Source organism: Pseudomonas sp. ADAK2 TE3594 (assembly GCF_053628675.1).
The window spans coordinates 1,981,150-2,002,310 of sequence record NZ_JBRJGV010000001.1 but is presented as its reverse complement, the minus strand read 5'-3'; the positions used below and the strand labels follow the sequence as shown (position 1 = coordinate 2,002,310).

The following is a 21,161-nucleotide window of genomic DNA, read 5'->3' as shown; positions in this document are numbered from 1 at the left end:
CATGAACGATCACAACAATAAAATCGAGTTGGAAACCGCCATGACCACGACCACCATGACCATGATCCAGGCCCTGCGCTCGGCCATGGATGTGATGCTTGAGCGTGACGACAATGTCGTGGTGTTCGGCCAGGACGTGGGCTACTTCGGCGGCGTATTCCGTTGCACCGAAGGCCTGCAGAACAAGTACGGCACCTCCCGCGTATTCGACGCACCGATTTCCGAAAGCGGCATCGTCGGCGTCGCCGTGGGCATGGGCGCCTACGGTTTGCGGCCGGTGGCCGAGATCCAGTTCGCCGATTACGTCTACCCGGCGTCGGACCAGATCATTTCCGAAGCGGCACGCTTGCGCTATCGCTCGGCCGGCGAATTCACTGCGCCGATGACCCTGCGCATGCCTTGCGGCGGCGGCATCTACGGCGGCCAGACCCACAGCCAGAGCATCGAGGCGATGTTCACCCAGGTCTGCGGTTTGCGCACCGTCATGCCGTCCAACCCTTACGACGCCAAAGGCCTGCTGATCGCCTCCATCGAAAACGATGACCCGGTGATCTTCCTCGAGCCAAAACGCCTGTACAACGGCCCGTTCGACGGCCACCACGACCGTCCGGTAACCCCATGGTCGAAACACCCCGCCGCACAAGTGCCGGACGGTTACTACACCGTGCCGCTGGACGTCGCTGCCATCGCTCGTCCGGGCAAAGACGTGACCATCCTGACCTACGGCACCACGGTTTATGTGTCGCAAGTGGCCGCTGAAGAAACCGGTATCGACGCCGAAGTCATCGACCTGCGCAGCCTGTGGCCGCTGGACCTGGATACCATCGTCAAGTCGGTGAAGAAAACCGGCCGTTGCGTGATCGTTCACGAAGCGACCCGCACCTGCGGCTTCGGCGCCGAACTGGTCGCCTTGGTGCAGGAGCACTGCTTCCACTACCTGGAAGCGCCGATCGAACGCGTCACCGGTTGGGACACTCCCTACCCGCACGCGCAAGAGTGGGCGTATTTCCCTGGTCCGTCCCGTGTGGGCGCGGCTTTGCATCGGGTTATGGAGGTCTGAATGGGCACGCACGTTATCAAGATGCCGGACATTGGCGAAGGCATTGCAGAAGTTGAATTGTCGGTGTGGCACGTCAAGGTCGGCGACATGGTCGTCGAAGATCAGGTGCTCGCCGATGTCATGACCGACAAGGCGATGGTCGACATCCCTTCCCCGGTGCATGGCAAGGTGATTGCCTTGGGTGGCCAGCCTGGCGAAGTCATGGCGGTTGGCAGCATCCTGATCAGCATTGAAGTCGAAGGCGCGGGCAACGTTAAAGAGTCGGCTCAGCCTCTCGCAGTTAAAGAAGCGCCAATTGCAGCGCCTAAAGTTGAAGCTGTTGTTGAAAGCAAACCCGTCGCTGCCGCAACGCCGCGTCCGGCCGTATGCCAAGGGCCGATGGTTGCCCGTGAAGCCGATGAGCGTCCACTGGCCTCCCCGGCCGTGCGCAAACACGCGCTGGACCTCGGCATTCAATTGCGTCTGGTGCGTGGCAGCGGCCCTGCCGGTCGGGTGCTGCACGAAGACCTCGAAGCCTGGCTGGCTCAGGGTCAGTCGAGTGCATCGACCGCCACCTCCGCTTACGCCCAGCGCAACGACGAACAGCAAATCCCGGTGATCGGCATGCGCCGCAAGATCGCCCAGCGCATGCAGGACGCCACCCAGCGTGCCGCCCACTTCAGCTACGTCGAGGAAATTGACGTCACTGCCGTGGAAGAACTGCGTGCACACCTGAACGAAAAACACGGCGCAACCCGCGGCAAGCTGACCTTGCTGCCGTTCCTGGTCCGCGCGCTGGTCGTGGCCCTGCGCGACTTCCCGCAGATCAACGCCCGTTACGACGACGAAGCCCAGGTCATCACCCGCCTCGGCGCGGTGCATGTGGGCGTCGCCACCCAAGCCGACATCGGTTTGATGGTGCCGGTGGTACGTCATGCCGAAACCCGCAGCCTGTGGGACAGCGCCACGGAAATCTCCCGTTTGGCCACCGCTGCGCGCACTGGCAAGGCCAGCCGCGATGAGCTGTCCGGCTCGACCATCACCCTGACCAGCCTCGGCGCCCTGGGCGGCATCGTCAGCACCCCGGTGTTGAACCTGCCGGAAGTGGCGATCGTCGGCGTGAACAAAATCGTCGAACGGCCAATGGTCGTCAAAGGCCAGATCGTGATTCGCAAGATGATGAACCTCTCCAGCTCCTTCGATCACCGCGTGGTCGATGGCATGGACGCGGCGCAATTCATCCAGGCCATTCGTGGCTTGCTCGAACAACCCGCCACGCTTTTTGTTGAGTAGGCATTTGTGGAGAAGGTCATGCAACAGACTTTGAACACCACGCTGCTAATCATCGGCGGCGGGCCTGGCGGCTATGTGACGGCGATCCGTGCCGGTCAGTTGGGCATTTCGACCATTCTGGTGGAAGGCGAATCGTTGGGCGGCACCTGCCTGAACATCGGCTGCATTCCGTCGAAGGCGTTGATTCACGTCGCCGAACAGTTCCACCAGACGCAGCATCACAGCCAACACTCGGCGCTGGGTATCAGCGTATCGGCGCCGACCCTGGACATCAGCAAGAGCGTCGAGTGGAAGGATGGCATTGTTGATCGCCTGACCACCGGCGTTTCGGCACTGCTGAAGAAGCACAAGGTCCAGGTCATTCAAGGCTGGGCCAAAGTGATCGACGGCAAAACCGTCGAAGTCGGCGACACACGCATTCAATGCGAGCACCTGGTGCTGGCCACCGGTTCGAAAAGCGTGAACCTGCCGATGCTGCCGATTGGCGGGCCAATCATCTCTTCTACCGAAGCCCTCGCGCCGACGTCCGTGCCGAAACGGCTGGTTGTGGTCGGTGGCGGTTACATCGGTCTGGAGCTGGGGATTGCCTATCGCAAGCTCGGCGCCGAGGTCAGTGTGGTCGAGGCGCAGGATCGCATCCTGCCGGCCTACGACGCCGAACTGACCCACCCGGTACACGAAGCGCTCAAGCAACTCGGCGTGAAGCTTTACTTGAAGCACAGCGTTGAAGGCTTTGATTTACAAGGTAATACGTTGCAAGTTCGTGACCCGAATGGCGACACCCTGAACCTGGAAACCGATCAGGTCCTGGTGGCCGTCGGCCGCAAACCCAACACTCAAGGCTGGAACCTCGAAGCCTTGAACCTGGACATGAACGGCTCGGCGATCAAGATCGACAACCGTTGCCAGACCAGCATGCGCAATGTCTACGCCATCGGCGACCTGAGCGGCGAACCGATGCTCGCTCACCGGGCCATGGCTCAGGGCGAGATGGTTGCCGAACTGATCAGCGGTAAACACCGCGAATTCAACCCGACCGCCATCGCCGCCGTGTGCTTCACCGACCCGGAACTGGTGGTGGTCGGCAAGACCCCGGATGAGGCCAAGGCTGCGGGGCTGGACTGCATCGTTTCCAGCTTCCCGTTCGCGGCCAATGGCCGGGCGATGACGCTGGAGTCGAAAAGCGGCTTCGTGCGGGTGGTCGCTCGTCGGGACAATCATGTGATTGTTGGTTGGCAAGCTGTGGGTGTAGGCGTGTCGGAGTTGTCGACGGCATTCGGCCAGAGCCTGGAAATGGGCGCTCGACTGGAAGACATCGCCGGCACCATCCACGCGCATCCGACGCTCGGTGAGGCGGTGCAGGAAGCGGCGTTGCGTGCGTTGGGCCATGCCCTACACCTATAAACCGGACCTCACTGATCGTTCCCACGCTCTGCGTGGGAATGCTGCCCGGGACGCTCCGCGTCCCAGAAGCGGACGCAGAGCGTCCATTGAGGCATTCCCACGCAGAGCGTGGGAACGATCAAAGGAACGCATTCCGGGCTGCGATTTAGGCCCGGAATGAAGTATTGTTGTCCCCATCCAGAAAAATGTCAGAAGCCTTGAACCGTTTCGGCGGTTGTTAAGTGATAGAGGGTGTCATGGGTAACGAAAGCATCAATTGGGACAAGCTGGGTTTTGACTACATCAAGACAGACAAGCGCTATCTGTCGCACTGGCGTAATGGCGAGTGGGACAAAGGCACCTTAACCTCTGACAACGTGCTGCACATCAGCGAAGGCTCCACTGCCCTTCACTATGGCCAGCAGTGCTTCGAAGGCCTGAAGGCCTACCGCTGCAAGGACGGTTCGATCAACCTGTTCCGCCCGGACCAGAACGCCGCACGCATGCAACGCAGCTGCGCGCGCCTGCTGATGCCGCAGGTGTCCACCGAACAGTTCGTCGAAGCGTGCAAGGAAGTGGTCCGCGCCAACGAGCGTTTCATCCCGCCTTACGGCACTGGCGGCGCGCTGTACCTGCGCCCGTTCGTGATCGGCGTGGGTGACAACATCGGCGTGCGTACCGCGCCCGAGTTCATCTTCTCGATCTTCTGCATCCCGGTCGGCGCTTACTTCAAGGGCGGTTTGACCCCGCACAACTTCCTGATCTCCAGCTACGACCGTGCCGCTCCACAAGGCACCGGTGCGGCCAAGGTCGGTGGCAACTACGCCGCCAGCCTGATGCCAGGCTCCCAGGCCAAGAAGGCGCATTTTGCCGACTGCATCTACCTGGACCCGCTGACCCACACCAAAATCGAAGAAGTCGGCTCGGCCAACTTCTTCGGGATCACCCACGACAACAAGTTCGTCACCCCGAATTCCCCTTCGGTGTTGCCGGGCATCACTCGTCTGTCGTTGATCGAGCTGGCCAAGACCCGTCTGGGCCTGGAAGTGGTCGAAGGTGACGTGTTCATCGACAAGCTGTCCGACTTCAAGGAAGCCGGCGCTTGCGGTACTGCTGCGGTGATCACGCCGATCGGCGGCATCAGCTACAACGACAAACTGCACGTGTTCCATAGCGAAACCGAAGTCGGCCCGGTCACCCAGAAGCTCTACAAAGAGCTGACCGGTGTACAGACCGGCGACGTCGAAGCGCCAGCGGGCTGGATCGTCAAGGTTTGATTTGACGCGACTGTCCGTTTGAACACAAAAGCCCGGCCATCATCTTGAAGGCCGGGCTTTTTTTCGTCCGCGAATCGTGGAAAAGGTCACTAAACTTGCCACGTCCAACAGCCATCAACAGGTGCCATCCCTACCATGAGCAAACTCTGGCGAAAGTATCTGGCCTTGCTGGACACCGACTTCACCACACAGGTGTTCGACAACATCAAAAACCTGCTGGTGTGTGCCCTGCTGTTCGCTGCGGGCACCAACGTACTGGGTCGCGAGCACCAGCTGTTCATGGGGTTGCTCGCGTCGAATCTGGCGGGTTGGGGGCTGATTCTGGTGTCAGCGGTGCTGATGTTGCTGAGTGTCAGTGACGGCCTGCGCCGACTGTCCAAGTTGCCCTATCACACGGCGTTTCAGATTATTTTGTTTCTGATTTACCTGATTTTGGCAGTGCGTGTGGTGGAGATTGTTTGGGTTTTCAGGGCGTAGCGGTCACAGCACGAGGTGTTTGCCAACGCAGCTCATCCTGGGCAATCCGGGCAAACAACCACTCCACAAACACCCGTGTCTGCGCCGTCACGTCCGGCGCAACGCCGTAGTAATAACGCGGCAACGGCAGACGCAACTCGGGTAACGGGCAGATCAGGCGTCCACTCGAGAGGTGAGTGCCCAGCAAAGAGGTCGGGCACAGGGCAATGCCCTCTCCATCCACGGCAGCCTGAAGCGCCAGGTGCATGTGATCAAACTGTCGGGTTACCTGAGTGGCTGACTGGCTTTGACCAAAATGCATGGCCCAATTGTGCCAGTCTTCGCGACGCGCCTTGACGGTCAGTAACGTGTGCCGATTCAGCGAAGTGAGGTCTTCAAGTGGCAGACGCTCGATCAGCGATGGCGCCGCGACCAACAATAGTTCGTCTTCGAAGAGCGGTCGCGCTTCAATCGCCGGAGCCCAGTCGTCACGGCCACGGCGAATGACGACATCGAATCCGTCGCGTGCCTGATCGGGTGCCTGGGTTTGAGTGATCACCTGCGGCTTGATGTTTGGGTGCTGCGCAACAAAATCCGCCAGCCTGGGCGTCAACCAAAGCACGGCAAAGGACGGACGTACATTGATCTTCACGGTAGGCAGCGAGGCATGTTGCTTGAGCGCAGCAGCGGCGTTGGCAATCTGCGACAGCCCGGCGCTGACCTGCTCATAGAAGCGCTGGCCGGCCGGCGTCAGCACCGATTGACGGATACGCCGCTCGAACAGCAGCACGCCCAGGTACTCCTCAAGCAATTTGATATGCCGGCTGACGGCACTGTGGCTGACATGCAGCTCTTCGGCCGCCAGGCTGAAGCTCTGATGGCGAGCAGCAACGGCAAAAGCGCGAACGGCATTAAGCGGCGGTAGTTGATTGATCATGTGTCTAATTTAGTCACCTATGCGCTTTAATTAAAGCGTTTGTCACGCTCGTTTCGTCACGCCAATCTGCCAACACGCAGCCAGCGCCACCGACGGAGCAAGACATGAACAGCTACGGACTCTTTGTACTTTTCGCCACCCTGACCATTTTGAGCCCGGGACCAGGCGTGGTCCTGACCCTGTCCAACGCGGTGCGACACGGTTGGGCGGGGGCCGTGCCGGGCATTCTGGGGGTCGCGTCGGGGGCATTTGTCGTCGCCGCCATCAGCGCCACCAGTGTTGGCCTGATACTCAGCACCTCGGCGAACGCCTTCACCGCGTTGAAATACGCAGGGGCCGCCTATTTGTTGTACCTGGGCTACAAAAGCTGGCGCTCGGATCGTTTCAGTACGCTGCTTGAAACACGCCCCTCAAGCCCTGGCTATCGCTTCCTTGAAGCGGCTTCGATGCAGTTGTTGAACCCCAAGGCGGTGTTTTTCTTTCTGGCGGTGTTCCCGCAATTCATCGACACCTCGGCGCACTTCTACACCCAGTTCATCAAGCTAGTCGCTTCCTACGGCGTACTGGTGATTCTGGTGCATGGCAGCTATGCCTTGCTCGCCAACGCCGCCAAAGGCTGGTTGTCGAGCCCGAAGGGCTCCTGGCTGGCGGCGAAAGTCTCGGGCGTGACCTTCGCCGGCTTTGGCGTGCTCATGGCCTCGTCCAGTCGCTAAGCCGCAGGACTGGCGAGCGCGCGGCGTCGGTTCTCGGTGGACGTGGGTTGCGCTGTGGTCACCTGTACCGGCAGCTCAACGGCGAACCGACTACTGAGTTCCTTACGCCCCAGCGCCGTCAACGCCAGCGCCCGACTGTCCAGATCCTGTGTCACCCATTTGCGTTTGATCGCCGTTTGCAGCAACGCCGCGCCCAAGGCACCGCCCAGGTGCGGCCGACGCATGCTCCAGTCCAGGCACGGGCAGGCGAAACGGCGGCGCAAAGTGCCGAGGTCTTTGACATCGATACCTAATCCTTCGAACAACGCTTCGCCGCTGGCGCTCAGTCGATAAGCCTGCTCATCGGTTTCCAGCAACCACCCCGATTCGATCATCCGGTCATGCAGCAATACCGCCAGCGTGCCGGCCATGTGGTCGTAGCAGGTGCGGGCGAATTGCAGGCGATCCGGGGTGCGCGGGTTGAACGTCGGCGCGGCGTTCTGGCCGATCACCATCAGCGCTTCCAGCGCCTGGGCCACGCGCCTGTCCGCGAGACTGTAATAGCGGTGGCGGCCCTGAACGTGCAAACGCACCAGCGCCAGCTCCTTGAGCTTGGCCAGGTGAGCACTGGCGGTCGAGGCGCTGACTTCGGCAATCGTCGCCAGCTCGGTGCTGGTGCGGGCGTGGCCGTCCATCAGCGAGCAGAGGATTTTCGTTCGGGCAGGTTCCGCGATGGCGGCAGCCACTTGAGAGACGCCGATGTCGTGTTGTTCTGCGTTCATATTTCGCTCCCGGACGAATCAAGGCCCTTTCGGACTGGAGATAGTAGCAACACTTTCCCACCCTCGATAAGGCTGCGACCCATGGACCCGATCATCGCTGCGACTCATGCCGATCCCTACCCCTACTACGCACAACTGCGCGCCGAGGGTGGGCTGGTTTTTCATCAGGGACTGAAACTGTGGGTGGCCAGCAGCGCCCGAGCCGTTGCCGCCGTGTTGGCGCATCCGCACTGTCATGTGCGGCCAACCCACGAGCCGGTGCCCCAGGCGATTGCTCAAGGCATGGCCGGCAAGGTGTTCGGTCAGTTGATGCGGATGAATGAGGGTGAGCGGCAGCGTTGCCCGAGGGCGGCGATTGAGCCGGGGTTGGCGTTGATTGATGTGAACGAGGTCAATGCGTTGGTCGGCGCTCGATTGATTACCCCGGGCCCCGACGGGTTGTACGCGGCGATGTATCGCGGACCGGTCTGCGTAGTGGCGGCGTTGCTGGGCTTTTCTCCGGCTCAGGGCCGGGCTATCAGCGAGCTGACCGCAGACTTTGTCGCCTGCCTGTCGCCCCTCAGCAATCAGGTACAACTGGACGCCGCCCATGGCGCGACGGAACAGCTGAAGGGCTATTTCATCGAGCTTCTGGACGACCCGAACAATCGAAGCGCCCTGCTCGCCGGTATCCGGCAGCGTTTCGCGGCGACATCGACCGACTCTGAAACGTTGATTGCCAACCTGATCGGCCTGTTCTCCCAGACTTACGAAGCCACGGCCGGCTTGATCGGCAATGCGCTATTGGCGTTGATTCGAAACCCACAGCTGGATTCGGCTCAAGTTGATGACTTGATCGCTGAAGTTCAGCGCTTCGACCCATCGGTGCAAAACACCCGCCGCTTCGTCGCCGCGCCGTGTGAAATCGACGGCGTGAGCCTGAACGCCGGCGACGTTATCCTGGTGCTGCTGGCGTCGGCGAATCGCGATCCGCAGCTTAATGATGATCCTGATGCGTTCCTGCTCGAGCGCCCGAACCGCCGCAGCTTCACGTTCGGGGCGGGTCGGCATCAATGTCCGGGGCAGGTGTTGGCCTTAAGCATTGCCCACGCGACGCTGGCTGAGATCCTGGCGATGCAACCTGCTTTGGACCGGTTGACCTGGCACTACCGCCCTTCCCTGAACGGGCGTATTCCTTTGTTCATTGATCTGCCGAACACCTGACAGACCGTGTCATCGTTCTTCGCGAGCAGGCTCGCTCCCACAGTGGATCGTCGATGCTCACAACATTTGTGATCGACACAAATCCCTTGTGGGAGCGGGCTTGCTCGCGAAGACGGCATGACAAACGAAGCATCACTTGAGGCGTGCGCAACAGGCTACATCGCCTTGCGTCATTGCCTACAACTACGCCAGAATCCGCCGGCTTGTGCGCCTTGGGGCCCGTCGGTAACTTGATTCCCGTCACTGAATGGTCAGTGATCGGGTTTAGTCGCTCGGTAGTTCCCAAAGCAGCACGCACTCCGTTCAGTCAGGTATTACCATGCCTGCGCTCAATGGCAGCTGTGCGCAGGGCACCTTCGGGTGCGCCGGTAAAGCTTTGGTACCCGGTCGACTAACCTGCCTGCAGCTGCCACCCCCTTCGTTTAGTCGCGAGGAGGTTGCAGCATCAATAAAGGTACCTAAGCAATGTTCAAACACACTCCAAATCCCCCTGATTCAGAAGCCGAATCGGTTTCACCCAAGACCCCACGCAAACCCAGCACAATGTTCGTCGTCGCCCCCGACATCGATACCGAAAGCTTGCTGGCCAATGCCTGCGAATCACTGGCATCAGCCAGTGTCATGGTCAGTGACTTTGCAAACCTTCTGGAAGACCCACATCGCAACACAATGTTGGGGATTCAGCAGGTCATCATGCTCGGCGAACTGGCCGTGAACCGGGCGTTGGATAACATCGATCCGCAGCAATAGCCGATCAAGCCTTTAGCAAAAATAGTTGTTGGAATGGACATTTGTGGCGAGGGGGCTTGCCCACATTCGGCAGCGCAGCAGTCGTAAAGTCAGCGCATGCGGTCATTCCTGAAAAACCGCGATGATTTGGGGGCCTTCGCAACCCAACGGGGACAAACCCCCTCGCCTCGGACAACGAGAAACCCGTCATATCTGGAGAAAGAGATGGCGGGTTTTATTGTTCTAACCGCACGGAGCAGCGACAAGTGAGCCTTCTCTACCAAGATCCATCAATAAGCCACGAGGAAGCGACGAGGTTTCTAGTTAGCGACGTATAAACTAAGTTGCCGCCGCATTGGTTTCTATCGGTCCGAATGAGCAAGACAAGACCTGGGCTCAGAGCATCTGCTTGACGTACCTTGAGAGTGAAACCGATCGGTAGCAGCAGCTGCCCTCACCGCACTTCGCCTAGTCCATAGACACGATTTCCTAGATCTAAGCCGCACGGCCATCATAGATAAATTGAAGAAAAAATACCCACACTTGAAGCGACAGCTGCACAAACTCTTGATGAAATTTCGCCATTAACCTGACGAGTTCTGGATTTACCCTGAGATCTATAAAAGCATTGCAAAAGCACCCCCCAAATTTGACCTTTCCCCGAAAACAGCATTAAAGATACCTAAGGAGCTAAATCTAATCGATTGAGCAGGTTTGCCATCCAAGGTTCCGCTATTTTAGTTCTTACAAAGGCAACAGCGGCGGCGGAAAACGCCGTTTTTCGATTGCAAGCATTGACTAATCTGTCTTCAGCAGAGTCAAAACTATTTTGCATATTTTTTCTAAAGTTTTTTGGCAGTTGCCAAATATTCTCTAGCAACATTAAATCGTCTTGAACTGACTTAATCGCTTCTAAACGTGCGCCCTTAATAGTCTTATGATTCAAGTTAAAATATAGAGAGCTGGCTTTTACCCGAGCATATTTTTCTGGATCTGTTTTTTCATCAAATCGTGAATGAACCATACCCGGCGACTTCTCAAAAGAAACGAGCTGAACATCGGCGGCAATACAAGGATCAAGCAGCTGAACCTGCTCGACTGCATGATTAAGTAAAGAACATGAAGCCCACACCCTTGTTGACTCATCAATCAATGGAAAATAGTCATGTTTTCCTCCATTATCTCTTGGCTGATTAGAGTACTGACAAGAATACCGGTAATTGCTTGCCTCAAATGCTAGCCACCAGTACCCGGGGTGGTTTACCGTACTGCCCAAAACAATGCGAGTTGCATAGCTTTTTTTTGCTTTTTTAACCGCACCTTTTGGCCTAAAGTGATCAACATTAAAATCCGTACCAATCCTAGGCACTTCGGTATACCAACACTTATCACCAAATCTAGCAATAAAGTTAGGTTTAAAATCACTCCAAACACTTCCTATTTTTTTAAACTCAGAGCTTTTGTCAATCGCAGCAGCAACGGATGCCAACCAACTCGCCGCGTTCACATCCCAGTTTGCCGGCTTGCACGCATCAATTAAAGCGGGATCTATATATCTCATTATTTTAACAATCCCTTGTCTTTTAAGATCCAATTAATCATCTCTAACCGATAATCTGTTTCATCGAATCCTTTTTCCTTCATACCTTCTAACGCCCTATATCTAGCCATTAGAAACTGACGATAATCTTCATCTGGGTGCGTGTAGCCGTAACCGAGTCTATCTAATGATCTGTTCAACTTTCTGAGTTCGATTTTTTCCTTATCAGATAGCTCACCTTTCTCTAAAATCTTGCGGCGTCTTTCAATTACCTTACTGGTGTGTTGATCAAGTGTCGTAGCCATACCAAACATATCACTGGTCAATATTCCATTAACACCCATCCCAATCGGACTTTCCGCTGGCTTTTCCGCATAAGAAAGCCCATTAGACTCCCTTCGCATCACTTGAATTTGATCTCGATCTAATTCGGCGATGGTAAGTGGATGATGAGTTACCATAACTATATGGCAGTGTTTTTCATTAGGAATAAAACGACGTAAAAATGCATGATACTTTGCGGCCCATGCTGGATTTAAGTGAGTATCTGGTTCATCGAGTAAAAATAACGAGTCAGACTCAGCGGTAAATTGCAACAAACCAAAAATTGTTAATAACTGCTGCTCCCCCTCACTTAGTTCTCGAAAGCTCACTACGGCATCGTTATTAAGCACCACCTTTACATGCACACTGGAAATCAACTCCGACAGCAGAGTACTCTCAAGCATTTTAAAAAAATTCTTTGGCCCAAGACCTTTTGCCGCACTATTAAGTGCTTCAAGGCTCGGCAAATACAAATGTACAAAATCATTATAAATGCTCGCCCCCGTTAATGACGTGGACTCTTCACCTACAGTCTTAACCACACCATAAGAGTGTGGTAATAATCGATCTAAAAACTGCCGAACCACACCCCTCGCCCCCCAGAAAGTATCCTCTTTATTTTTGGCGAGCATCCATGATGGTTTTCTAAATACAAAGTGTGCGGAGTGGAATGACTTTATACCTAATTGAGACTCCAAAAACTGACGACCGATATCGCTTTGCCCACTTAAGAAAAAGGCCAACAAGACAAATTGACTGTGGTAGGGCTTCGCATAAAATAAAGGCCTTACTTCATCCTCAATATCAACCCTATCATTTAATAGATTATCGTAAAATCTGGCTCTATGCTTGACAAACAAGCCTTCCAATCTATCACTCGGACCAGAATAATATGCGAACAAGTGCTTAGGTAAATACGAAGAATGCCCATGTTTATCTCGAGACACTTTCGACAAAGACACCTCACTCCATGTCGGCATTATATGCTTTTCGGAACGTTCCGTAACCATGATACGATGCTGTGAAATAGGTGTACTGCCATAACCGGGGTCAGCATCAATTTTTACCCATGTGGTGTTTTCAGCGCCTAAAGAATAGACCAATTCATAATCAAAAGGAGCAACATCGCCCAAGTCCAGAGCGCGAAATATTTTTACCAATGCTTCAACGATATTGGATTTACCTGAACCATTACGCCCTACTAAAACAGTAAGCAACTGCCCTTCATCAAAATCAACCTTTAGATTTACAATATTCTTAAAGCCTGAGCGCACGATCAAATAATCCAGCTTCATTTATATCGAGCCTTAAATGCGCAAAATTCACCAACCCCAATTTTTATAATCTGCCGACGCTCAAGCAATTGCTTTAGCTCCGTAAAAAGAATATCGACCTGCGCAAAGGTTTTTTCTGAAAGACTATCCATTATTTTCTGAGCAGTTAACTCACTATTATTATATTGCAGAAGATTGAGTACTCGACCACCAACTTGGCTAGATTCGTCCTTTACCGACGAGTACTTGCTCGTCTTTTTTTGATTACGACTAGTTATGGATGTGCTTTTCGCAGCAGGTTGCTGCTTAATCCTCTCAAGTAAAAGATTCGCCGATTCGTCGTTCGGGTCTTGTGATACCAGTTGACCACAAAAAGCTTTGGCTAGCAGCGACGGCATTAAACGATCAATACGTTTTTTGGTCTCACCATATTGTTTTTCGACTACATCGGCTAGAGCAAATAGGGATTCGACGCGATTGACAATTTCTTTTTGTTCGTTCAGCGATGGGAGGGGGGTGACAAACCTTTTAACGTCCGCAAGGTTAATGCCTTTTTGAGCTACACCTCTTACTTTTTCTGCAAGACACCTAAATCCGCCAGGCGACTGTAGGAGCATTGCAATAAATTTTGGATCAATATTTGGAATGATTGGAATCATCGCTACTTCACGACTTATATTCGCATTCCTGCCCGCAAGCCCCTTACTGGCTACAGCAGCATTGCCTACAGTTCCTCGAATGGCTAGCAGTACTTCACCGCCTTTCAAGCGTGTTCTACTGTATTTGCTCTCAATTTCTGGAGCAACTTTTTTAAGACTCTCCTCAAGAACAATAAGTGGCTTAACGTCTCCGCATCTAACCGTTGGGACCCCCTCATCTTGAGCTTCACCTGTTTGAATTATTCCGTAAGGTATCCCTCTTTCAGGGTCAACTAATTGTTCTAATGAAAATAGTCTCCAGCGCCCCCATTCCGGACCTCCGAACAGATTTTTAGCGTCTGCAATTTCGTCTTCTGAAAGAGACACCAATTTTGCTGATTTAGGTGTAGAAAAAATTTGCTCTTCAAGTGCCTCATAGTATTCAATGCTCTCTGCCACCGAATCACCAGATAGTCTCCCCGAAGTGGCAGCAGCGAGGACCGCTTGGCGAAAGCGTTTGAGCAGGCTGGGGATATTTTTCAAACTTGTCTGTGCAACGTCGACTTTGGCGAACAGGCTGTCGAGCTTATTGGTGATGCGAATTTGTTCGTTTAGGGGCGGCAGCCAGATTTCATGCCTTTCAAATTGACCTTTGGTTAGATGCACCATTCCCATACCGTGAGTCTTTTTGTAGAGCTCTTCGATAGAGTTTTTAATGGCATAATAAAGGTAGTTTTTACTTACTAATCTTAGGTCTGGCTCAACTCTAAAAATATGCTGATTTAGCCACGCATCATCCCCATTCCAAATATATACCCCCAAGCTAGCCGACCATGCAAAAAGCAGATCACCGCTTAGTACTTTATATTTTTCCTCATGATCCTCATCTGCATAATTGAATGGTAAATTAGGATTATTCAGATTTTGAATCCTGATTATTGGAAGCCCACTTTCTTGCCATTCTGTTTTCTTGAAGCCCTTGCCATTTATGTAGGTCGCTAACTGCCCTAACGAGGTTTCGGCCCAACCATTCGGCAACTCATTAGTCACTGAATCACCCCTTCACCTTCTTCCGCTGCACCCAGCTCGACCAAAATCGACTGCAACTGGTGCATGGCCCCTGCCATTTCTTCCAGCGCTGCAACAATCAAAACATCCGGTTCTGGTAGGTTGGCGCTGTCCTCCACGCTGTCATCGCGAATCCAAGCTAGATCGAGCGAATCGCTTTTTTGGCGAATGTCCTCACGACTAAAGCAACGTAGGCGGCAGGTATCAACGCTACCGATATCGCTACCATCTTGGTGCTTTTTAACAAAAGCATGCCGAGCCACTTCATCTACTTGGGTTAAATCATGCCCCACCGCTTCATAAAACTCTTGCAGATGTTTGTGAGTGAATGCTGTGCGTTTACCAAACTGCGGCATATTCGCACGCAGATCGTAAACCCAAACATTTTGGGTATTGTCTTTGGAGAAGGCTTTAGGTTTATCAAAAAATAGCACATTGGTTTTTACGCCCGCAGCATAAAAAATACCGGTGGGTAAGCGCAAAATAGTGTGCAAATTGCACGCTTCCATTAAGTCTTGGCGAATGGTTTTGCCGGTTGAGCCTTCAAATAGCACGTTATCGGGCAAAACAACGGCAGCGCGCCCCCCCGGTTTGAGCATGGCGTGGTAAATCAAATGCAAAAATGCCAGTTGTTTGTTGCTAGTGTAGTGAATCAAATCATCGCGCGTTGGGATGCCACCGCCCTGCTTGGTGCCAAAGGGTGGGTTGGCGAGTATCAAAGTGGCCATCGGAAGCTGTGTGCCTTCATTGCTTAGGGTGTCGCCATAGAGAATGCCTGCGTTCTGATCATCAATGGCAAGATCGTGCAACATCAGGTTCATCATAGCCAGGCGCCGGGTATCGGGTACCAACTCCATGCCGAAAAAGGTTTTATGCTGGTATTTGTCGTAAGCAGCTTCGTTGAGAGCCTGAATATCGTTGTGCTGGTTGATGTAGTGGTGCGCACTGATTAGGAAGCCACCAGTGCCAGCGGTGGGATCCACAATCACGTCTTCAAGGGTCGGCTTCATCAGATCGACCATGGCGTTAATCAACACACGCGGGGTAAAGTACTGACCTGCGCCGGATTTCTTCTCGGTAGCATTAATTTCCAGCAACCCTTCGTACATATCGCCGAGGCCTTCGGTTTTGGCGCTGTACCAGTCCAGCTTGTCGATTTCCGTCACCAGCTTGTTGAGGGTGGCAGGTTTACGGATCACGGTGCTTGCATTGTTGTAGATGGCCTGGGTGATTTGTGAGCCGTGGCTGCCCAGGTGTAGTAGCAGTTTTTTGTATTCTTCCAAACGCACGGTAGCGTTGTGGGCCTCTAGGTCGACCCAGCGGTAGCCTGCGGGAATATGTTCATCCTGCCCGGTTTCGTCCACCATTTTCAGGAAGACAAGAAAAGTCAATTCGTTGATGTATTCGTGATAAGTGACGCCATCATCCCGTAACAAATTACACAGGTTCCAGAGTTTAGCGACGAGATCTTGCGTGCTCATAGGGTTGATGCTCAGTGTGGTTTATTGCCACCGCCTGGTTGAATTGCTTCAGCACCGCGGCAATGGGTTGTTCAAATAGTTTTTTTGGCGCGTCTGCCGCCCTAGTTAAGAATGTTCCGATTCAGCGCCGCATCCCCCACAATGGTGGTAGCCTTTAGTTGCTCAACAATCAATTGAATCCATTCTATTTCCAGGATCCCAAGGGTGGAGGATTTTTCCACAGTGTTTCAATCCTCTTCACCCATAACACCAAGGCATCACCTAGCGCCGTTGGTCGGGTAAAACCGATAATGCGGGCAACGATCACTCCGTTTCACTTTATGCCATATAGTTTGCAAGTCTTTTTTCGATAACGTGATCGTGATCAAGCTCCACCGCCAGCTCCTTCAAGCTTTGGTGACTTAAGGAGCAGGACTTGTGAATCCCAGTGTTGATTGCCGGCAGGCGATTGGCGTTGATAAAGTCTTTTAGGCGCTGGGGAAGCCCTCGGTTTTTGGCCCTCACCATACCGGTGGTGTTTAAGATGACCTCCTCTTCCTGCCATGAAACATCACCAGTGGTTTAAATCCAGCGCCGCCAATGCAGTTCATCCCAGCTGGGGTGAATGATAAACCATTCCGCGACCTGTTCCAGCGGCACAGCTTGGAGTCCGTTGGCAAAAAAAGCGGTAATTTTCGTTTCAACCCCACACCAGCGCCTCAATCATCCCGCGTCAGCACTTCCAGCAATTCAATCTCGAAAATCAGATTCGAATTCGGCGTAATCGCGCCCATCGTCCGCTCGCCATAAGCCAGATGCGCCGGCACCAGCAGCTTGCGTTTGCCGCCGACCTGCATGCCCATGATTCCCTGATCCCAGCCCTTGATTACCCGCCCCGTGCCAATCACGCATTGAAAAGGCTTACCCCGGCTGTAGGAAGAATCGAATTCAGTGCCGTCTTCCAGCCAGCCGCGATATTGGGTGGTGATCAGCGCGCCTTTGACGGCGGCTTTGCCGTCGCCCACTTCAAGGTCGATTACCTGCAATTCATCATTCATTACATTCACTCTATCTGTGCGCTTGCCCGAACGGGCTTGATGGGCGCCGTTTTCCCAGAAATGCGGACTGTTGGCAACCGTTTCGCTCTGTATCGGGCAGTGGCCGTGAACTAAATTGGTTGGGCGAACAGACGTTGAGCCATACCAAGTCGCATGGCGCGCTCAGTCTTTGCCTTGACCAAAGGGAATGCCGTTGAAGGTATGAGTGCAGCAATGGCAGTTAGGCCTCATGTGCTCGGCCGTCAGCTCAGGATTGACGACCCGCAGACTCCCCTGATCATCGACATACAAGCCACTGAAATAGCTCGACTCTCCCAGTCGCACCTGCTCCTGCCTTTCGCTTTCATGAAGGGCAACCATCCAGAACACCGGTTCGGTTCGATCGAGGCGAGCCACCGCTTCGCTGAAAATCTCATCCCACTGTCCTCCAACGCGGGACAGCAGGAATCGGAACAACGGTGTGTAATCCAGGCCGTGGCGGCGGGTTCCATGCATCGAACCGCGTGACGACTCATTGTGGATTTCGGCTTTGGTATGGCGCTGATGCCGGTACTCACCCGAGTAATCATTCAGCCGAACACCCCTGGTACGAGTGTTGATCTTGCGGTAGAGGGATTTCTTTTCCACTAGCAGCTCCTGACGTCCAGACACTCTATGCGTTTTACTCGAACGGTGGACGATATCAATCAGCCCGCCGTGGCCAATTGTTTCAGACGGTTTGAGATGGTACCGGCGTGACAGGTGAGATCGCTATCGCGAGCAGGCTCGCTCCCACATTGGATTGGCGGTGAGCACAGGAATTGTGACCACCCGAGATCCAGGGTGGGAGCGAGCCTGCTCGCGATAGCGGTGTGTCAGCCAATAACATGGCTGACGCCTGCGACTCCAGCCTTTATCCTATGCGCCCCCGCCGTACCGAGTTAATGGAGTTTCGCCATGCCCCACGAAGGCAACCTGTTGCAAGCCGCTGTCGTCTTTTTATTCGCGGCGGTGCTCACCGTCCCCTTGGCCAAGCGCCTGCAACTGGGGGCGGTGTTGGGCTATCTGTTTGCCGGGGTGATCATCGGGCCGTCGGTGCTGGGCTTGATCGGCAACCCGCAAAGCGTCAGCCACATCTCCGAACTCGGGGTGGTGTTGCTGCTGTTCATCATCGGTCTTGAGCTGTCGCCGCGACGCTTGTGGGTGATGCGCAAATCGGTGTTTGGCGTGGGTTTGGCGCAGGTGTTGCTGACCGGTTCGGTGATTGGTGTGCTGGCGTTGTTTGTGTTCGGCCAATCCTTGAACAGTGCCATCGTGTTGGGCCTGGGCCTGGCGTTGTCGTCTACTGCATTTGGTTTGCAAAGCCTGGCCGAGCGCAAGGAACTGACCAGCCCCCATGGGCGGCTGGCGTTCGCGATTTTGCTGTTCCAGGACATCGCCGCGATCCCGCTGATCGCGATGGTTCCGCTGCTGGCCGGGGGCGATCACACCACCACTGCCGCCGAAGATTTGAACCATGGCTTGCGGGTGCTGGGCAGTATCGCGGTGGTGGTGATTGGCGGAAGGTACTTGCTGCGACCGGTGTTTCGCGTGGTGGCCAAGACCGGTCTGCCGGAGGTGTCCACCGCCACCGCGTTGCTGGTGGTGATCGGCACGGCGTGGTTGATGGACCTGGTCGGCGTGTCCATGGCACTCGGCGCGTTCCTCGCCGGTTTGCTGCTGGCGGATTCCGAATACCGCCACGAGCTGGAAGCACAGATCGAGCCGTTCAAGGGCCTGCTGCTGGGGCTGTTTTTTATCAGCGTCGGCATGGGCGCCAATTTGAGTCTTCTGCTGAGCGCGCCGGTCGTGGTGCTGGGTCTGACCCTGTTGCTGATCGCCATCAAGTTGCCGCTGCTGTTTGTTGTCGGTCGACTGGCCGGAGGTTTGGGCAAGGTCAGTGCGATTCGCCTCGGCATCGTGCTGGCGGCCGGTGGTGAGTTCGCATTTGTGGTGTTCAAGATCGGTCGTGATCAGGGGCTGTTCGAGCCGCGCCTGTACGACCTGCTGGTGCTGACGATTACCTTGTCCATGGCCGTGACGCCGCTGTTGTTGCTGTTGTGCGCCCGACTGGTCAGCCCCAAGGTTCAGCCCGTGGTGGTGCCGGAGAAGTTCCGCGAAATCGACACCGACACGCCACGTGTGGTGATCGCCGGCATGGGCCGGATGGGGCAGATCGTGGCGCGGATTCTGCGGGCGCAGAACATCAAGTTCGTGGCGCTCGACACGTCAGTGGAAACCATCGAATTGTCCCGCAGCTTCGGCGGCGTGCCGGTGTTCTATGGCGACCCGATGCGCCCGGAAATCCTCAGCGCGGCCAAGGTCGAGCAAGCGGAATTTTTCGTGATCGCCACCGATGATCCGGAGACCAACATCAAGACGGCCGAGGTGGTGCACAGGCTCTATCCGCACATCAAAATCATCGCCCGCGCCCGTAACCGTCAGCATGTGCACCGGTTGGTGGATGTCGGGGCGCAGGCGGTGCGGGAAACCTATTATTCCAGCCTGGAAATGACCCGGCGAACTCTGGTCGGGTTGGGGCTGACACAGGCCCAGGCGGATGCACGGATCAAGCGCTTTACCCATCACGATGAACAGGTGTTGGAGGCCCAGCATGCGGTGTATGACGATGCGGCCAAGGTGATGCAAACGGCGCAGGAAGCGCGGGCGGAACTGGCAAAACTGTTTGAGTCGGATCAGTTGGAAGAGGAAGCGGGTAAGGTTTGAGGTGATTGTGCGGGCCTCATCGCGGGCAAGCCCGCTCCCACAGGTTCCGGGGTGGATTCACAATTTGTGATCCACCCAAGCCCACTGTGGGAGCGGGCTTGCCCGCGATGAACGATAACGCGGTGCATGGGACAAATAACAACGACCAAGGAATCCACTATGGCTGACCAGACCTCCCCCGCCCTGAAGGAAATCTTCAACGCCGAACGCCTCGCACACATCGCCACCGAAATGACGGCGGTCTATCCCGGGTTCGATGCCAAGGCCTTCCTGAAGCTGGCCAAAATCGGTCTGGCGGATCTCTCAGTCATGCAACGCATGGCCCGCGTCAGCGAATGCCTGCACGCGGTATTACCGCTCGGTTATGAAGAATCCCTCGACGTCCTGCGCGCCCTCGCCCCGCGCCTGAACAGCGCCTTCGTCAGTATGTTTTTGCCGCACTACGTCGCGACCTACGGCGCTCACACGTTCGATCTGTCGATGGACGCGCTCAAATATTTCACGGCCTTCGGCTCATCGGAATTTGCCATCCGGCACTTTCTGCGCGGCGATCTCGAACGCTCACTCAAGCTGATGCACGACTGGTCGCTGGATGACAACGAACACGTCCGGCGCCTGGCCAGCGAAGGCAGCCGACCGCGCCTCCCATGGTCGTTCCGGCTGGAACAAATCCAGGCCGACCCGACACTGGCGGCTGCAATCCTCGATAACCTCAAGGCCGACGAAAGCCTATACGTGCGTAAATCCGTGGCCAACCACCTCAACGACATCACCAAGGATAATCCCGAGTGGGTGCTGGCGCTGATCGAGGGTTGGTCACTGGACAACAAACACACGGCGTGGATCGCCAGACATGCCCTGCGCAGTTTGATCAAACAGGGCAACCAGCGGGCGCTGACAATCATTGGCGCGGGCGGCAAGCCCGAAGTTGGAATCATTGACGTGAAGGTTGAACCGGCGGTGATTCAGCTGGGGGAGAAAATCACCCTGTCGTTCACGGTGAAGTCCACGATGGCGGAGAGTCAACGACTAGTGATCGACTATGCGATTGATTACGTCAAAGCCAATGGCAGCACGTCAGCGAAGGTGTTCAAGCTCAAGGCGATGACTCTGCCCGGCAAGGCTACCGAATCCATCGCACGTAGCCAGCACATCAAAGAACTCACCACCCGAAAGCATTATCTTGGCCTGCACGCCGTGCACATTCTGGTCAACGGCGAACGGCTGGCCAGCACGGCGTTCGAAATCCTCGCCTGAAGCACC

The 21,161-nt window shown here is 55.1% G+C and carries 18 protein-coding genes; 10 read left to right on the top strand and 8 right to left on the bottom strand.

Annotated elements, in window-relative coordinates:
• Window position 1: 1 nt before the first annotated feature.
• The 5 genes from AB7M22_RS09245 (at window position 2) to AB7M22_RS09225 (ending at window position 5,469) form a co-directional block, all read left to right on the top strand.
• Window positions 2–1,060 carry an alpha-ketoacid dehydrogenase subunit beta gene (locus tag AB7M22_RS09245; protein ID WP_007895121.1) on the top strand — a complete coding sequence of 353 codons (1,059 nt, stop codon included), beginning with the start codon at window positions 2–4 and terminating at the stop codon, window positions 1,058–1,060.
• Entirely contained in the window at window positions 1,061–2,332 is a 1,272-nt protein-coding gene (locus tag AB7M22_RS09240; RefSeq protein WP_454186026.1) for a dihydrolipoamide acetyltransferase family protein, read from the top strand.
• An 18-nt stretch (window positions 2,333–2,350) separates the two neighbouring features.
• On the top strand, window positions 2,351–3,736 hold the full coding sequence (gene lpdA / locus AB7M22_RS09235) for a dihydrolipoyl dehydrogenase (RefSeq protein ID WP_454186025.1): 1,386 nt from the start codon (window positions 2,351–2,353) through the stop codon (window positions 3,734–3,736).
• Between the two features lie 236 nt (window positions 3,737–3,972).
• A complete protein-coding gene (locus tag AB7M22_RS09230; protein WP_454186024.1) occupies window positions 3,973–4,992 on the top strand; it encodes a branched-chain amino acid aminotransferase in 1,020 nt (339 codons plus the stop codon).
• A gap of 135 nt (window positions 4,993–5,127) precedes the next feature.
• Window positions 5,128–5,469, top strand: coding sequence for a hypothetical protein (locus AB7M22_RS09225; RefSeq protein WP_454186023.1), 342 nt, complete (start codon window positions 5,128–5,130; stop codon window positions 5,467–5,469).
• On the opposite strand, the gene AB7M22_RS09220 is transcribed toward AB7M22_RS09225, so the two are convergent.
• Entirely contained in the window at window positions 5,459–6,385 is a 927-nt protein-coding gene (locus AB7M22_RS09220; RefSeq protein ID WP_454186022.1) for a LysR substrate-binding domain-containing protein, read from the bottom strand. The two genes, AB7M22_RS09225 and AB7M22_RS09220, sit on opposite strands and share 11 nt — an antisense overlap.
• Window positions 6,386–6,489: 104 nt before the next feature.
• On the opposite strand from AB7M22_RS09220, the gene AB7M22_RS09215 reads away from it, so the two are divergent.
• The gene (locus tag AB7M22_RS09215) at window positions 6,490–7,098 is read left to right on the top strand and encodes a LysE family translocator (RefSeq protein WP_454186021.1); all 609 of its coding nucleotides are present in this window, start codon (window positions 6,490–6,492) and stop codon (window positions 7,096–7,098) included.
• On the opposite strand, the gene AB7M22_RS09210 is transcribed toward AB7M22_RS09215, so the two are convergent.
• Window positions 7,095–7,859: an ArsR/SmtB family transcription factor gene (locus tag AB7M22_RS09210; protein ID WP_454186020.1), complete on the bottom strand. Its 765-nt coding sequence runs from the start codon at window positions 7,857–7,859 to the stop codon at window positions 7,095–7,097. The two genes, AB7M22_RS09215 and AB7M22_RS09210, sit on opposite strands and share 4 nt — an antisense overlap.
• A gap of 81 nt (window positions 7,860–7,940) precedes the next feature.
• On the opposite strand from AB7M22_RS09210, the gene AB7M22_RS09205 reads away from it, so the two are divergent.
• Together AB7M22_RS09205 and AB7M22_RS09200 are read left to right on the top strand one after the other, a co-directional pair.
• Complete coding sequence (locus tag AB7M22_RS09205) at window positions 7,941–9,062, top strand: cytochrome P450 (RefSeq protein ID WP_454186019.1); 1,122 nt, start codon at window positions 7,941–7,943, stop codon at window positions 9,060–9,062.
• Window positions 9,063–9,527: 465 nt separating this feature from the next.
• On the top strand, window positions 9,528–9,812 hold the full coding sequence (locus AB7M22_RS09200; protein ID WP_454186018.1) for a DUF6124 family protein: 285 nt from the start codon (window positions 9,528–9,530) through the stop codon (window positions 9,810–9,812).
• A 661-nt stretch (window positions 9,813–10,473) separates the two neighbouring features.
• Here the strand turns inward: AB7M22_RS09200 and AB7M22_RS09195 are convergent.
• From AB7M22_RS09195 to AB7M22_RS09170, 6 genes are all read right to left on the bottom strand, one after another.
• Window positions 10,474–11,352 carry a hypothetical protein gene (locus AB7M22_RS09195; RefSeq protein WP_454186017.1) on the bottom strand — a complete coding sequence of 293 codons (879 nt, stop codon included), beginning with the start codon at window positions 11,350–11,352 and terminating at the stop codon, window positions 10,474–10,476.
• Complete coding sequence (locus AB7M22_RS09190) at window positions 11,352–12,950, bottom strand: AAA family ATPase (RefSeq protein ID WP_454186016.1); 1,599 nt, start codon at window positions 12,948–12,950, stop codon at window positions 11,352–11,354. Before AB7M22_RS09190 ends, AB7M22_RS09195 begins: the two co-directional genes overlap by 1 nt.
• Window positions 12,947–14,617: a restriction endonuclease subunit S gene (locus tag AB7M22_RS09185; RefSeq protein ID WP_454186015.1), complete on the bottom strand. Its 1,671-nt coding sequence runs from the start codon at window positions 14,615–14,617 to the stop codon at window positions 12,947–12,949. Before AB7M22_RS09185 ends, AB7M22_RS09190 begins: the two co-directional genes overlap by 4 nt.
• Entirely contained in the window at window positions 14,614–16,116 is a 1,503-nt protein-coding gene (locus AB7M22_RS09180) for an N-6 DNA methylase (RefSeq protein ID WP_454186014.1), read from the bottom strand. Before AB7M22_RS09180 ends, AB7M22_RS09185 begins: the two co-directional genes overlap by 4 nt.
• 698 nt (window positions 16,117–16,814) lie before the next feature.
• Window positions 16,815–17,153 (bottom strand): FKBP-type peptidyl-prolyl cis-trans isomerase, encoded by a 339-nt coding sequence (locus tag AB7M22_RS09175; protein WP_007895103.1) that lies wholly within the window; start codon window positions 17,151–17,153, stop codon window positions 16,815–16,817.
• Window positions 17,154–17,315: 162 nt separating this feature from the next.
• Window positions 17,316–17,780, bottom strand: coding sequence for a hypothetical protein (locus AB7M22_RS09170; protein ID WP_454186013.1), 465 nt, complete (start codon window positions 17,778–17,780; stop codon window positions 17,316–17,318).
• Window positions 17,781–18,089: 309 nt separating this feature from the next.
• Between AB7M22_RS09170 and AB7M22_RS09165 the strand changes: the two genes are divergently transcribed.
• Entirely contained in the window at window positions 18,090–19,898 is a 1,809-nt protein-coding gene (locus AB7M22_RS09165) for a monovalent cation:proton antiporter-2 (CPA2) family protein (protein WP_454186012.1), read from the top strand.
• Between the two features lie 159 nt (window positions 19,899–20,057).
• Window positions 20,058–21,155 (top strand): DNA alkylation repair protein, encoded by a 1,098-nt coding sequence (locus AB7M22_RS09160; protein ID WP_454186011.1) that lies wholly within the window; start codon window positions 20,058–20,060, stop codon window positions 21,153–21,155.
• The last annotated feature ends 6 nt before the right edge of the window (window positions 21,156–21,161 follow it).

Bases quoted from the DNA above. Each gene is read 5' to 3' on its own strand.
- AB7M22_RS09180 (WP_454186014.1), bottom strand. From the start codon at position 16,116: ATGAGCACGCAAGATCTCGTCGCTAAACTCTGGAACCTGTGTAATTTG.
- AB7M22_RS09160 (WP_454186011.1), top strand. From the start codon at position 20,058: ATGGCTGACCAGACCTCCCCCGCCCTGAAGGAAATCTTCAACGCCGAA.
- AB7M22_RS09195 (WP_454186017.1), bottom strand. From the start codon at position 11,352: ATGAGATATATAGATCCCGCTTTAATTGATGCGTGCAAGCCGGCAAAC.
- AB7M22_RS09225 (WP_454186023.1), top strand. From the start codon at position 5,128: ATGAGCAAACTCTGGCGAAAGTATCTGGCCTTGCTGGACACCGACTTC.
- AB7M22_RS09240 (WP_454186026.1), top strand. From the start codon at position 1,061: ATGGGCACGCACGTTATCAAGATGCCGGACATTGGCGAAGGCATTGCA.
- AB7M22_RS09220 (WP_454186022.1), bottom strand. From the start codon at position 6,385: ATGATCAATCAACTACCGCCGCTTAATGCCGTTCGCGCTTTTGCCGTT.
- AB7M22_RS09205 (WP_454186019.1), top strand. From the start codon at position 7,941: ATGGACCCGATCATCGCTGCGACTCATGCCGATCCCTACCCCTACTAC.
- AB7M22_RS09200 (WP_454186018.1), top strand. From the start codon at position 9,528: ATGTTCAAACACACTCCAAATCCCCCTGATTCAGAAGCCGAATCGGTT.
- AB7M22_RS09190 (WP_454186016.1), bottom strand. From the start codon at position 12,950: ATGAAGCTGGATTATTTGATCGTGCGCTCAGGCTTTAAGAATATTGTA.
- AB7M22_RS09230 (WP_454186024.1), top strand. From the start codon at position 3,973: ATGGGTAACGAAAGCATCAATTGGGACAAGCTGGGTTTTGACTACATC.
- AB7M22_RS09215 (WP_454186021.1), top strand. From the start codon at position 6,490: ATGAACAGCTACGGACTCTTTGTACTTTTCGCCACCCTGACCATTTTG.
- AB7M22_RS09175 (WP_007895103.1), bottom strand. From the start codon at position 17,153: ATGAATGATGAATTGCAGGTAATCGACCTTGAAGTGGGCGACGGCAAA.
- AB7M22_RS09165 (WP_454186012.1), top strand. From the start codon at position 18,090: ATGCCCCACGAAGGCAACCTGTTGCAAGCCGCTGTCGTCTTTTTATTC.
- AB7M22_RS09210 (WP_454186020.1), bottom strand. From the start codon at position 7,859: ATGAACGCAGAACAACACGACATCGGCGTCTCTCAAGTGGCTGCCGCC.
- lpdA (WP_454186025.1), top strand. From the start codon at position 2,351: ATGCAACAGACTTTGAACACCACGCTGCTAATCATCGGCGGCGGGCCT.
- AB7M22_RS09245 (WP_007895121.1), top strand. From the start codon at position 2: ATGAACGATCACAACAATAAAATCGAGTTGGAAACCGCCATGACCACG.